This is a genomic window from Aeromonas popoffii (assembly GCF_000820025.1).
GTDB classification, from domain to species: domain Bacteria; phylum Pseudomonadota; class Gammaproteobacteria; order Enterobacterales; family Aeromonadaceae; genus Aeromonas; species Aeromonas popoffii.
This window is the reverse complement of the sequence record NZ_CDBI01000047.1, coordinates 174930-187584: the sequence shown is the minus strand read 5'-3', so window position 1 is coordinate 187584 and position 12655 is coordinate 174930. Positions and strand designations below refer to the sequence as shown.

The window sequence follows — 12655 nt, the reverse complement described above, 5'->3', positions numbered from 1 at the left end:
ATCCTTACACACCGGTAATCAGGTTGACCAACCAGACCAAGGCGCCGTCCAGCATGAACAGCAACAGTCCCATCACGGCAGTCACCGCCAGCACAATCAGGGTTGTCTGAATGGCTTCCTGACGGGTCGGCCATACGACCTTGCGGACTTCCAGGCGAGACTCACGGGCAAATGCCACTGTGGCTTTACCTTTAGTAGTGCGTATTGCAAGTATTCCAGCGCCTGCGATAGCAGCCAATACGCCTAAAGCACGCAAGGCAACGTTAACATCATTGAAATGCTTACCGACCCACCAGTTTCCACCAACTGCTGCGACCAGGATGATGAAAACCAGGCCCCAAAGCAGGGTATCCTTGCTTCCGCCCTGGCTCTCAGAACTAACACTCATACAACCCACCTGTATCTGACGTAACCAAAGACACAAAAGCCCCGTACGAGACGAGGTATGTGGCAGGGGCGGCAGGACTCGAACCCGCAACCATCGGTTTTGGAGACCGCTGTTCTACCAATTCGAACTACGCCCCTACACAAGAAAGCCCCTATTATAGGGGCTTTGCTTTATTTATGTAAGCCAAAGATTAAGCAATCACGCTGGCTACAACACCGGCACCTACGGTACGGCCACCTTCACGGATGGCGAAACGCAGACCGTCGTCCATTGCGATCGGGGCAATCAGGGTAACAACCATTTTGATGTTGTCGCCTGGCATTACCATCTCTACGCCTTCCGGCAGTTCGATGGTACCGGTCACGTCGGTAGTACGGAAGTAGAACTGCGGACGGTAGCCTTTGAAGAACGGGGTATGACGACCACCTTCTTCTTTGGACAGTACGTACACTTCAGATTCGAACTTGGTGTGCGGCTTGATTGAGCCCGGCTTGGCCAGTACTTGACCACGCTCTACGTCTTCACGCTTCACGCCACGCAGCAGTGCGCCGATGTTCTCGCCTGCACGACCTTCGTCCAGCAGCTTACGGAACATTTCAACACCGGTACAGGTGGTAGAAACGGTATCTTTGATACCAACGATTTCTACGGTCTCACCGACTTTAACGATACCGCGCTCTACACGACCGGTAACTACGGTACCACGGCCAGCGATAGAGAATACGTCTTCGATAGGCATCAGGAACGGCAGGTCGATCGCGCGCTCCGGCTCCGGGATGTAGGTATCCAGGTGGCCAGCCAGCTCGATGATCTTCTCTTCCCATGCAGCGTCGCCTTCCAGCGCTTTCAGCGCGGAACCGCGAACTACCGGCAGGTCATCACCCGGGAAGTCGTACTCGGTCAGCAGTTCACGCACTTCCATTTCGACCAGTTCGAGCAGCTCTTCGTCATCTACCATGTCGCACTTGTTCATGAACACGATCATGTACGGGATACCAACCTGGCGACCCAGCAGGATGTGCTCACGAGTTTGCGGCATCGGGCCGTCGGTCGCAGCAACTACCAGGATCGCGCCGTCCATCTGGGCAGCACCGGTGATCATGTTTTTAACGTAGTCGGCGTGACCCGGGCAATCTACGTGGGCGTAGTGACGGGTAGCGGTGTCGTATTCTACGTGGGAGGTGTTGATGGTGATACCACGCTCACGCTCTTCCGGTGCCTTGTCGATCTGGTCGAAGGCGAAAGCTTTACCACCGAAGTGCTTGGCCAGCACGTTGGTGATGGCGGCGGTCAGGGTGGTTTTACCGTGGTCAACGTGGCCGATGGTACCCACGTTAACGTGCGGTTTATTACGCTCAAATTTTTCTTTAGACATGATCGTCCCTCTAAACTAACGCTGAGTACGCGGTGGCAAGCTAACCACAGAACAGTTTATATGATGGATTTGAATCTGGTGGGGAAGAGAGGTTGGTGCTGACAGCCAGGTTCGATTGCCGAACTCACCCTGAGGTGTGACTCTTGGTATCGTCTGAGCCATATCAGCATCTTGGAGCGGGCAGCGGGAATCGAACCCGCATCATCAGCTTGGAAGGCTGAGGTAATAGCCATTATACGATGCCCGCATTTCTCTCACCCAAAGAACTCAAACCGCAGAGAAATATGGTGGAGGGAGAAGGATTCGAACCTTCGAAGGCAGAGCCGTCAGATTTACAGTCTGATCCCTTTGGCCGCTCGGGAACCCCTCCGATGCATAAATGCCACAACGGTTATTCTGCTTGCACCCGTTGTTTTGTCGCTTTTGCCGGGCAAATAGGCGACAGACATCCAAGCGTCGCGCATTTTATTGTAAGGATTTTGGGGATGCAACTATTGCGCCTTGCAAAATGTGTATTATTGCCGGGAAGCATGCAAAAAAGGACTCACTCTCTGCTCGAATCCGCCACGTCTCTTGTCGCTCCCCACCCCTTGGTGTATGGTCGCCCTGCCCAAGAAACAGTGATGACACCATGACGACCGAGCATAACCCCTATCTGCAATTCACCCGCGAACAATGGGCGTTATTGCGCGATGCTGTCCCCCTGACCCTGACCGAACACGATCTGCAGACCCTGCGCGGGATCAATGAGAAGGTGTCATTGCAGGAGGTCGAAGAGATCTATCTGCCCCTCTCCCGCCTGCTCAATCTCTACGTCAAGGCCAAGCAGCGCCGCAGTCGGGTGCTGGAACAGTTCCTCGGCCAGTCCCGCGGCAAGGGCACCTACATCATCAGCATCGCCGGGAGTGTGGCGGGAGGAAAGAGCACCACGGCCCGCATCATGCAGGCCCTGCTGGAGCGCTGGCCGGAACATCCGCGGGTGGAACTGGTCACCACGGATGGCTTCCTCTATCCCAACAAGGTGCTGGAAGAGCGCGGCCTGATGCGTCGCAAAGGCTTTCCGGAATCCTATGACATCCGCCATCTGGTGGAGTTTGTCGCCAATATCCGGGCCGGCCACGAGAAGGTCGAGGCGCCCGTCTACTCCCACCTCATCTATGACATCATTCCCGATGAGAAGAAGGTGGTGGAGCAACCTGACATATTGATCCTGGAAGGGCTCAATGTGCTGCAAAGCGGCATGGATTACCCGCAGGAACCCCATCGCGTCTTCGTGTCAGATTTTGTCGACTTCTCCATTTATGTGGATGCCGAAGCCGAGTTGCTGCGCACCTGGTATGTCGAGCGTTTCCTCAAGTTCCGCAGCGGCGCCTTCTCGGATCCGGACTCCTACTTCCATCACTACGCCAAACTGGCGGAGAGCGAAGCCAGCAAGATTGCCAACACCATCTGGCAAGATATCAACTATCTGAATTTGCAGGAAAATATCCTGCCGACCCGGGAGCGTGCCAACTTGATCCTGACCAAGGGCCACGAGCACGCCATCGAGCAGATCAAGCTGCGCAAGTGATGGTCGATGCATACAGTACATAAACGAAGAGGGGGCCCACAGGCCCCCTCTTCCATTGGTGTCTCTGACACACAGAGATATCAGTCACCCCGTCGCAGGGATATCTCTCCCCCCAGATAGAATCTTATCCCCTCGCCCGTCTCCAGTCGCAGGGCACCGCGATCGTCTATACCGCGAGCGACCCCGCGGATCTCCTGCTCCCCCATCAGGAGGCGCACCGGCCGACCGGCGAAGTGATCGAGCCGGTTCCAGTTGTCGACAAAACTGGCCAGACCGCCCTGCTCGAAGGTCAGCATGGCCTGTTGCAGGTGCTCGAGCATGCGGGCAGCCAGCAGATTGCGATCCACCAGTTCCGGCTGTATATGGCGCAGCTCGGACCAGGCCTGATCGATCCGTTCGCCCTCCCGGGCCGGCATCGCCAGATTGAGGCCAACCCCGATCACCAGGTTGCAGCTGGCACCAGCACTACCACTCATCTCCACCAAAATGCCTGCCAGCTTGCGCCCCTGATAATAGAGATCGTTCGGCCACTTCAGTTCTACCCCCGGATACCCCAGAGACTCCAGCGCCTGCACCACCGCCACCCCGACCGCCAGACTCAGGCCCATGGCCGCCGCCATGCCCTGTTCGAGCCGCCAGTACATGCTCAGGATCAGTTGACAACCAAAAGGGGAGACCCAGGGCTTGCCACGGCGACCGCGCCCCGCAGTCTGGCACTCGGCCAGACAGCTCTCGCCGGACTGCAGCTGGTTGACCCGCTCCAGCAGGTACTGGTTGGTAGAGTCGATCACCGGGAAGCAGTGCACCGGCGCCATGGGGGCCAGCGCCTGCAACTGCACCTGATCGTACAGCGCCATGGGCACCGCCAGTCGATAGCCCTTGCCAGTCAGACTGAACAGATCCAGCCCAAGCTCCTTGAGGGCGGCCATGTGCTTGCTCACGGCCGCACGACTGATGCCGAGCTGCTCGCCGAGCTGCTCGCCGGAATGAAACTGGCCATCGCTGAGCAAGGTGATCAGTGTTTGTCTGATGGGAGTCAGTGTCATGCCAGCACCTCATCGAGCCAAGTCTCACCGGTCAGGCCCATGAAGCGCACCTCGTGCTCCAGCACTACCCCGAATTTCTGCTCCACGCTGTCGCGCACATGGGCCGCCAGGGCAATGAGCTCCATGGCGCTGGCTCCCCCCAGATTGACCAACACCAGCGCCTGCTCCTGATGGACGGCGGCGCGGCCGATGGCAAAGCCCTTGAGACCGCACTGATCGATCAGCCAGCCCGCGGCCAGCTTGGCCCCCCCTTCCCCGGCCGGGTAGCAGGGCATATGCGGATATTGCTGCTTGAGCGTGTCGGCCAGCGCCGTCGTTACCACGGGGTTCTTGAAGAAGCTGCCCGCATTGCCAAGTACGGCGGGATCCGGCAGCTTGGCACTGCGGGTAGCGCAGACGGTATCGAAGATGGCCTGCGCGGTGGGCGCGTCCCCGAGCGCCGCCAGCGGCCCGTAACCCAGTACTGGCGTCCAGGCTTTGGGCAGGCGCAAGCCGACGGCTGTGATGAAATGGGAATTCTGACAGGCATGCTTGAAGATGCTGTCGCGATAGCCAAAATGGCAGTCGACAGCATTGATGCGCTCCAGCTGGCCACTTTGCCAGTTGAACGCCTCGACATAGGCACAGACGCTGGCCAGCTCGACCCCGTAGGCACCTATGTTCTGCACAGGCGCGGCGCCGACCGTCCCCGGGATAAGCGCCAGATTCTCCAGGCCGTACCAGCCCTGTTGCAAGGCGTGGCACACCAGCTGATGCCACCCCTCCCCGGCCGCCACGTGCAGCAGCCAGTGCTCGCCCTCATCCTGCAGCTGAATGCCCTTCAAACGGTTAAGCACCACCAGACCGGCAAAATCATTGCAAAACAGCACATTGCTGCCGCCACCCAGCACCAGGCGGGGCTGGCTGCTCAGTTCTGGGTTGGCCACGAGCTGCCGCAGGTCATCGACCTGTTCCACCTCGGCCAGCCAGAGGCAATGGGCATCGAGGGCGAGGGTGTTGAACGTCAACAAGGAGGCGTGAGGGGTGAGTTTCATCTGCGTGTCCCGACAATGGCAAGCGGGCAGTCTACCTTATATTCCCACCGGACGAAAAATCCGGCCCTCTTTTCGGACTCGGTCCGCTGGAGTAGAGTATGCGGATCCGACTCTTGAGGAAGTACTCATGAACAACCAATTTGCCGTCATCGGCCTGGGACTGTTTGGCAGCGCCCTGTGCGAAGAACTACAACGGCAGGATGCCGAGGTACTGGCGATTGATATTGACGAGAACAAGACTCGCCAAATCGCCACCCTGTGTAGCCATGTCGTCGTCGCCGATGCGACCGACGAGGCCACGGTGGCCGAACTGGGACTGGCAAACTTCGACATCGTCTTCGTCGCCATCGGTGACAACCTGGAGACCAGCATCCTCACCACACTCGTATTGAAAGAGGCTGGGGTGAAGAAGGTCTGGGTCAAGGCGCGCGATAAGTTCCACGCCAAGATCCTGCAGAAAGTCGGTGCCGACAAGGTGATCAACCCCGAATGGGACATGGGCCGCCGGGTCGCCCAGAGCATGCTGGACAACCGGCTGTTCGACTATCTGGAGCTGGGTCACAACATGGTGCTGACCGAGTTCGTCATCGGGCTGCCGCAAAATGGCAAGGTGCTGAGCGATCTGCACCTGCTGCAGCAGAACGATTTCCAACTGCTCGCCATCAAGCGCGGTGAAGTGCTGCACAACGTGCTGACCGGCAAGATGGTGCTACAGCTGGGCGACATCCTCATTCTGGCGGGCAACAAGCATGCCATTGACCACTGGCTGGAAACCTTATGACACGTTGGCGTAGAAGCTACGCCTTCGCCCTCCATCGGGAGCGAGACCCCCGCTGGAACGAGGCAAGGCTGATCATCGGCAGCTTTCTTATCATCCTGCTGATTGGCACCATCTTTCTGGTGCAACCTTCCAGCCACAAAGGCGAGGTCACCTTCGTCAACGCCCTGTTCACCGCCACCTCGGCCATCAGCGTGACCGGCCTCGGGGTGGTAGATACCGGCACCGCCTTCACCCTGCAGGGGCAGATCTTCCTGCTGATACTGATGGAAATTGGCGGTCTGGGCCAGATGACCATGACCCTGCTGCTGATCGCCATGTTCAGCAAGCGTGTCGGTCTGCGCCAGCAGGTCTTGGCCAAGGAGGCACTGGGCCAGGAGGGCTCGGTCAATATCATTCAGCTGGTGAAGCGCATCGTGCTGTTCGCCTTCATCGCCCAGCTGATCGGCACTGGCCTCATGGCGTTCCGCTGGGTGCCGGAGATGGGCTGGGAGCACGGCCTCTATGTCAGCTTCTTCCACGCGGTTTCGGCCTTCAACAACGCCGGCTTCTCGCTATTTTCCAACGGCCTGATGGATTATCGGGATGATCCCCTGATCTCGCTGGCTATTGCGCTCTTGCTGATTCTGGGGGGCATAGGTTTTACCGTTATCGTCGATCTGGTACGCAACCGCCGCTGGCGCAAGCTGAAGCTGCACAGCAAGCTGATGCTGGTCATGACCCCGGCCCTGCTGCTGGTCGGTACCCTGATGTTCTGGCTGTTGGAGCACAACAACCCGGGCACCCTCGGCAAAGCCTCCTTCGGCAACCAGTGGCTGGCGGCCTTCTTTCAGTCTGCCAGCGCCCGAACTGCCGGTTTCAATACCATAGATATCGGCTTGATGACCCCGGCAGCCCTGCTGTTTCTGATGATGTTGATGTTTATCGGTGCCGGCACCACCTCGACCGGTGGTGGTATCAAGGTCACCACCTTCGCGGTCGTGCTGCTGGCGACCAAGGCGTTTCTGACCAAGCGGCCCCATGTCACCGCCTTTGGCCGTACCCTGTCGCCCCAGATCGTCACCCGTTCGCTGGCCATCATCATCGTCAGCACCATGGTGTTGATGCTGGCGATGTTCCTGCTGATGGTGACCGAGGATCTGCCGTTCGACAAAATCATGTTCGAGACCATCTCGGCGTTTGCCACTGTCGGCCTCTCTACCGGCATCACTGCCTCCCTGAGCGAACCTGGCAAGCTCATTCTGGTGCTGGTGATGATCTGCGGCCGTCTTGGCCCCCTCACCCTCGCCTTTATGCTGGCCCGCCCGGTCGAGACCCGCATCAAATACCCGGAAGAGGGGCTCTATACGGGTTGAGTCCACATCCATAAGAGAAAGGGGCCATCACGGCCCCTTTCTCTTTCTCGGTATCGGCACCCTGTTCAACGGCTCAGGCCACCTTGGCCTTGGCCGGCCGCTTGCCCGCACTCTTGCGAGCAGTGCCAACCGCCCCCGAACCGCTCTTGCGGCGGGCGAAGCGCGGCTTGCTGGCCCCCGGCGCAGCCTTGGGCAGGGCACTGAAACTGGCGCCAGAGTCCTGCCGCGCCCCCTCGATCAGGCCGTTGAGCTGCTCGGTAAGCGGCCCCATAAACTGCTGGTAGCTGGCGTGCCGCTCGGCAATCTGACCCAGGCGCTGCTCCCACAGGGCCGTCATGTCAGGTGTGGTGGCGGTAGCGGGCAACGCCAGGATCAACGCTCGTCCGGTGGGGGTGCCCTTGATGCTCTTGCCTTGGCGCACCAGAAAACGGCGCTTGAACAGCAGGTCTATGATGCCGGCCCGGGTCGCCTCTGTGCCGAGCCCGTCGGTTTCGCGCAACGTCTTGCGGATCTCGGGGTCCTGCACGTAGCGGGCTATGCCGGTCATAGCGGCCAGCAGGGTGGCATCGGTGAACGACTTGGGCGCCTGGGTCATCTTCTCCAGCAGCTCGCCGCGCTCGCACTGCAACTCGTCACCCCGCTGCAGGGCAGGCAGGGTGCCCGCCTCCTCTTCGTCATCCTCTTCCACCCCCAGCAGGGCCTTCCAACCCGCCTTGATGATCCGCCGCGCCTTGGCCTGGAACAGGCCACCGGCGATACGAAGCAGCACCTTGCTGTCGTTGTACTCGAACGGCGGATAGAACTGCAGCAGGTATTGGCGCGCCACCAGACCGTAAATGTTGGCCTCATCGCTGCTAAGGCTGGCCTCGTTGCCGCGCTTCTCGGTGGGGATGATGGCGTGATGGGCATCCACCTTACTGTCGTTCCACGCCTTGCTGCGGATCTTGCCGTCCGCCTCGCTCACCGCCCTGGCGAGCGCTGGCGCGGTCGCGGCGATGGCATCCCGCACCTGGGCCGCCCGGTTGAAATGATCGCTCGGCAAATGACGGCTGTCGGATCTCGGGTAGGTGATGAGCTTGTGCCGCTCGTAAAGTCCCTGACACACATCCAGCACCCGCTTGGCATCCATGCCAAAGCGTTTGGCAGCATCGATCTGCAGGCTGGATAGGTTGTAGGGCAGCGGCGCCGCCTGCTTGCGAGCCTGCTCCTCGACCTCTTCCACCGATGCTGGTTGGCCATTGATGCGACTGACGACCTTCTCGGCCAATGCCCGGTTGAGCACCCGCCCCTCCTCATCCTGCCAGGGTTGGCAAGCCTCGGAAGGCAGCCACTTGGCGCTGAAGCGCTCGCTACCTTCGGTCATCACATGGGCCAGCACCTCGTAGAAGGGTTTGGGCACGAAGGCCTCTATCTCCAGATCCCGCCGTACCACCAGCCCCAGCAACGGGGTCTGCACCCGACCGACCGACAGCAGCTCGCTGCAACCGCCCTTACGACCAAGCAGGGTGTAGGCACGGGTCATGTTGATGCCGTAGAGCCAATCGGCACGGCTGCGGGCCAGCGCCGACACCGCCAGCGGCACGAACTCCTTGTTGTCCCGCAGCTTGTCGAGGGCGCGGCGCACCGCTGGCGGATTGAGGTCACTGATGAGGCAACGCTGTACCGGCCTGGTCTTGGGGTAGCCGAGAAAGTCGATCACCTCGTCCACCAGCAGTTGCCCTTCCCTGTCCGGATCGCCGGCATTCACCACACAGTCGGCCTGCTTGATCAGCCGCTTGATGACGCTGAGCTGGGTTTTGGTCTTGGGCTTGGCGACCAGTTGCCACTGGGCGGGAATAATGGGCAGCTGCTCCATGCGCCACTGCTTGAAGGCAGCGTCGTAGGCGTCGGGTTCGGCCTGCTCCAGCAGGTGGCCGATGCACCAGGTCACCACATCCCCCTGGGCTGTCTCGATGAAGCCCTCACCCTTCTTGTGGGGCTTTGGTAACACATCGGCAATGGCGCGGCCCAGACTGGGCTTCTCGGCGATAAAGAGTCGCATGGCAAACACACCTGAATACTGTATATGTGAACAGTATATACCGAGCCTTTTGCAAAGCCCAAGCCTGGCTACCTGCGGGTTCGGTGATCGTGACCACGCTATCGTTCAGTACCATGACTCGAGGTCAAGGATGCAACGACTCTTCAGGATGCGCATGCGGGCCAGATGATGAAGCTGACCCTGATTCCCGCCCCGAAGGACACAGGCCCCGTGCTGGCCAACACCGCCCACACGGTCCCGGCCAACGGCTGAGTCCACACTCGACCAACAAAAACGGCGCCATCAGGCGCCGTTTTTGTTGCTGTCAATATGCTGTAGCAGTGGAGACTCAGAAGTCGCCTTCCTGCATGTACTCTTCCGTACACTCCACCCGCTCTGCCGCCAGAGCATGGACAGAGTGACTCAGAAGTCGCCTTCCTGCATGTACTCTTCCGCACACTCCACCAGCTGGGGCCAGAGCTCTTCCGGTACCCAGGCATCCGGGTCATCTTCGTCGCCGTCGTACTGGGTCCAGAAATAGCGACGCAGGCCAGCGGCGAAGTCATCGCTGACTTCGGCCAGCTCGGAGAGGGGCCCCAGCCAGGCGATCCGGCGCAGACCGGAGGCGAGATCGTTGAGCGCATCCACCAACGCACGATCGTCGCTGATCTGCTCCACCAGCAGGGTGAAGCGCTCGCGGGCGCTGGCGATTTCGTCTTCGTCCAGCTCACCCACATCGGCCAGCAGATCGATGAAATCTTCCAGCAGGAATGCGATCAGGCTCTCTCTGTCTTCGAACCACTGGAGCTGAGCCCCCTTGATCCCCAGTACAGAGGAATCGAACGAGTCATCAAGATGACATAGTGCCCATGGATCATCTGTCATTGCTACCCTTCCTCAGGCTTTAACCAGTGTCTTATCTTATGCTTGGCTCGCTCCCCTTGCCACCTTGAGCGGTGACGGGGCGCGGGCTAACCCAATGCCATCTGCCCCATAACGAGGCTGGATACCTAGCTCTCTACCCTTGCCACCTTGGGCAGTGACAGAGACGCCGCCAGGCCACCCAATTCTGCCCGGCCCATGATGAGATTACCTCTATAGGCCTCGGCCAGATCGGAGACTATGTTGAGGCCAAGCCCCGAGCCTGGCACCTTCTCGTCGAGCCGTACCCCGCGCAGCACCGCCTTGGCGATCTGATCCTCGCTCATGCCGGGACCGTCATCCTCAATACGCAGCGTGATCCAGCCCCCCAGCTCGGCGCTGGAGATACGCAGCTGACCGGCCGACCACTTGAAGGCGTTCTCCAGCAAGTTGCCCACCATCTCGTCGAAGTCCTGCTCCTCCACCCCGACCGCCAGATTGGCTGGCACCTGCAGATCCACCGCCTTGCCCGGATAGAGACGGGAGAAGGCGCGGCAGATGTACTCCACCCGCGCCCGCACCGGAGTCGAGACCCCGAGGATCTTGGCGGCGCCCGTCACCCGAGCCTTGCCGAGGTGGTAGTCGATGTGGCGCTGGATCTGGTCGAGCTGTTCGCCGATGGCGGCCTGATCCTCGGGTGACAACTGGGCCACCTGATTGCGCATTATGCTGAGCGGCGTCTTGAGGGCGTGGGCCAGATTGCCGGTGTGGAAACGGGCCCGTTGCAGCAGTTCACCGTAGTGGTGCAGCAGGCGGTTGATATCCTCCACCAGCGGTTGGATCTCCAGTGGATAACGCAGCCGAAATCCCTCCTGATGACCCTGATGCACCCGTCCCAGCTCGCGGCGCAGCAGATGCAACGGGCGCAGACCATAGACGATCTGGAATATGAAGCCCAGCACCAGACCGGTAGCGGCAAAACCGAGGCCAAAGAACAGGCTGATCCGGGTCTTCTTCAAGGTCTGGGTCAGGGCACTGCTGTCCTTGGCCATCACCAGGGTAAACTCCCGATCCGAGCCCGGCAGCAACACGGCGCGGGTCATGATCAGCAGCGGCTCCTTGTTGGGCCCCCTGCCGACAAAGAGATCGGGATCACCAAACGCCGATCTCAGGCCGTGCACGTCAAGGTGCACATCCCACAGCGAGCGAGAACGGTTGACGACCTCTCCCCCCAGCTCCAGCTGCCAGTAGTAGCCGGAGTAAGGTTGGCGAAAACGGGGATCCGCCATGGGCTCGGTGACGATGGGCAGGCCGTCTGGCTGGATCTCGAGCCGGGAGAGCAGATCATAGAGCTGCAGGCGCAGGAAGTCGGCTTCCGCCTCCTGCCAGTAGTTGCGCATCATGGTCTGCAGGCTGAAACCTGTGGCGAACAGGAGGAGGCCGCACCAGACCAGGGCGATGACCACCAGCCGCCCACGCAGGGTACGTATCAGCCTCATTGTGCGAGCCCTTGCCGTGGGTGCATCAAGGCCTGACTCATTCGTTGATCCGGTATCCGAGACCACGCACAGTCTCAATAAGATCTGAGTGGGTCTTCTTGCGGATCCGGCCAATGAAGACTTCGACGGTATTGGAGTCGCGGTCAAAATCCTGGGCATAGATGTGGTCGATCAGCTCGCTACGCGACACCACCTTGCCCCTGTGCTGCATCAGGTAGCCCAGCACCCGAAATTCGTGGGCGGTGAGCTTGATGGGGGTGCCTTCGTACCATACCTGAGACGCCGCCATGTCGAGCCGCACTCCGCCTATCTCCAGGATTGAACTGGCATTACCCGCCGCCCGCCGGACCAGCGCCTGCACCCTGGCGACCAGCTCAGCCACCTGGAACGGCTTGGTGAGGTAGTCGTCAGCGCCGGCATTGAGCCCTTCAATCTTCTCGTGCAGCTGGCCGCGTGCGGTCAGTACCAGCACAGGGGTATCGATCCCCTTGCTGCGCCACTCCTTCAGCACGCTCAGGCCATCGCGACCCGGCAGGCCGAGATCCAGAATAATGGCATCATAGGGCTCGCTCTCGCCGAGAAAGCCGGCCTCGTTGCCATCATGACAAAGGTCGGTCACGAAACCGGACAGACGCAGCTGTTCCGCCAGCTGGCCTGCCAGAGTCTTCTCATCTTCAACTATCAGAATGCGCATAAATGGGTATCCAAAGCAGGGTTACACTTGCGTCA

Annotated in this window: 11 protein-coding genes and 3 tRNA genes; 3 read left to right on the top strand and 11 right to left on the bottom strand. The window is 60.0% G+C overall.

The genetic code is table 11. The annotated features are described in order from the left end of the window. Positions 1–4: 4 nt before the first annotated feature. The 5 genes from secE to BN1129_RS09430 form a co-directional block, all read right to left on the bottom strand. Positions 5–388 carry a preprotein translocase subunit SecE gene (gene secE, locus BN1129_RS09450; protein WP_042036010.1) on the bottom strand — a complete coding sequence of 128 codons (384 nt, stop codon included), beginning with the start codon at positions 386–388 and terminating at the stop codon, positions 5–7. 60 nt (positions 389–448) lie between these two features. After that, a tRNA-Trp gene (locus tag BN1129_RS09445) sits at positions 449–525 on the bottom strand. Positions 526–578: 53 nt separating this feature from the next. After that, complete coding sequence (gene tuf, locus BN1129_RS09440) at positions 579–1763, bottom strand: elongation factor Tu (protein ID WP_033135315.1); 1185 nt, start codon at positions 1761–1763, stop codon at positions 579–581. A 172-nt stretch (positions 1764–1935) separates the two neighbouring features. Then, positions 1936–2010: transfer RNA gene (locus tag BN1129_RS09435), tRNA-Gly, on the bottom strand. Between the two features lie 38 nt (positions 2011–2048). Next, positions 2049–2133: transfer RNA gene (locus BN1129_RS09430), tRNA-Tyr, on the bottom strand. 261 nt (positions 2134–2394) lie between these two features. Between BN1129_RS09430 and coaA the strand changes: the two genes are divergently transcribed. Continuing rightward, positions 2395–3333 (top strand): type I pantothenate kinase, encoded by a 939-nt coding sequence (coaA, locus tag BN1129_RS09425; RefSeq protein WP_042036009.1) that lies wholly within the window; start codon positions 2395–2397, stop codon positions 3331–3333. 80 nt (positions 3334–3413) lie between these two features. Here the strand turns inward: coaA and birA are convergent, their stop codons facing one another. Beyond that, the gene (birA, locus tag BN1129_RS09420; protein WP_042036008.1) at positions 3414–4379 is read right to left on the bottom strand and encodes a bifunctional biotin--[acetyl-CoA-carboxylase] ligase/biotin operon repressor BirA; all 966 of its coding nucleotides are present in this window, start codon (positions 4377–4379) and stop codon (positions 3414–3416) included. Further along, complete coding sequence (gene murB, locus BN1129_RS09415) at positions 4376–5413, bottom strand: UDP-N-acetylmuramate dehydrogenase (protein WP_042036007.1); 1038 nt, start codon at positions 5411–5413, stop codon at positions 4376–4378. Before murB ends, birA begins: the two co-directional genes overlap by 4 nt. A gap of 127 nt (positions 5414–5540) precedes the next feature. Between murB and BN1129_RS09410 the strand changes: the two genes are divergently transcribed. Then, entirely contained in the window at positions 5541–6194 is a 654-nt protein-coding gene (locus BN1129_RS09410; protein WP_042036006.1) for a potassium channel family protein, read from the top strand. After that, the gene (locus BN1129_RS09405) at positions 6191–7546 is read left to right on the top strand and encodes a TrkH family potassium uptake protein (protein ID WP_042036005.1); all 1356 of its coding nucleotides are present in this window, start codon (positions 6191–6193) and stop codon (positions 7544–7546) included. Before BN1129_RS09410 ends, BN1129_RS09405 begins: the two co-directional genes overlap by 4 nt. A 73-nt stretch (positions 7547–7619) precedes the next feature. Here BN1129_RS09405 and BN1129_RS09400 read toward each other — a convergent pair whose 3' ends face one another. From BN1129_RS09400 to BN1129_RS09385, 4 genes are all read right to left on the bottom strand, one after another. Further along, positions 7620–9587, bottom strand: coding sequence for a DNA topoisomerase III (locus tag BN1129_RS09400; RefSeq protein ID WP_042036004.1), 1968 nt, complete (start codon positions 9585–9587; stop codon positions 7620–7622). Between the two features lie 402 nt (positions 9588–9989). Then, on the bottom strand, positions 9990–10451 hold the full coding sequence (locus BN1129_RS09395) for a hypothetical protein (protein WP_042036002.1): 462 nt from the start codon (positions 10449–10451) through the stop codon (positions 9990–9992). A gap of 125 nt (positions 10452–10576) precedes the next feature. Then, entirely contained in the window at positions 10577–11926 is a 1350-nt protein-coding gene (locus BN1129_RS09390; protein WP_042036001.1) for a sensor histidine kinase, read from the bottom strand. 37 nt (positions 11927–11963) lie between these two features. Further along, a complete protein-coding gene (locus BN1129_RS09385; RefSeq protein WP_042036000.1) occupies positions 11964–12620 on the bottom strand; it encodes an AHA_4052 family stress response regulator transcription factor in 657 nt (218 codons plus the stop codon). Positions 12621–12655 lie beyond the last annotated feature (35 nt).

Bases quoted from the DNA above. Each gene is read 5' to 3' on its own strand.
- secE (WP_042036010.1), bottom strand. From the start codon at position 388: ATGAGTGTTAGTTCTGAGAGCCAGGGCGGAAGCAAGGATACCCTGCTT.
- BN1129_RS09405 (WP_042036005.1), top strand. From the start codon at position 6,191: ATGACACGTTGGCGTAGAAGCTACGCCTTCGCCCTCCATCGGGAGCGA.
- BN1129_RS09385 (WP_042036000.1), bottom strand. From the start codon at position 12,620: ATGCGCATTCTGATAGTTGAAGATGAGAAGACTCTGGCAGGCCAGCTG.
- BN1129_RS09390 (WP_042036001.1), bottom strand. From the start codon at position 11,926: ATGAGGCTGATACGTACCCTGCGTGGGCGGCTGGTGGTCATCGCCCTG.
- murB (WP_042036007.1), bottom strand. From the start codon at position 5,413: ATGAAACTCACCCCTCACGCCTCCTTGTTGACGTTCAACACCCTCGCC.
- birA (WP_042036008.1), bottom strand. From the start codon at position 4,379: ATGACACTGACTCCCATCAGACAAACACTGATCACCTTGCTCAGCGAT.
- BN1129_RS09400 (WP_042036004.1), bottom strand. From the start codon at position 9,587: ATGCGACTCTTTATCGCCGAGAAGCCCAGTCTGGGCCGCGCCATTGCC.
- BN1129_RS09410 (WP_042036006.1), top strand. From the start codon at position 5,541: ATGAACAACCAATTTGCCGTCATCGGCCTGGGACTGTTTGGCAGCGCC.
- BN1129_RS09395 (WP_042036002.1), bottom strand. From the start codon at position 10,451: ATGACAGATGATCCATGGGCACTATGTCATCTTGATGACTCGTTCGAT.
- tuf (WP_033135315.1), bottom strand. From the start codon at position 1,763: ATGTCTAAAGAAAAATTTGAGCGTAATAAACCGCACGTTAACGTGGGT.
- coaA (WP_042036009.1), top strand. From the start codon at position 2,395: ATGACGACCGAGCATAACCCCTATCTGCAATTCACCCGCGAACAATGG.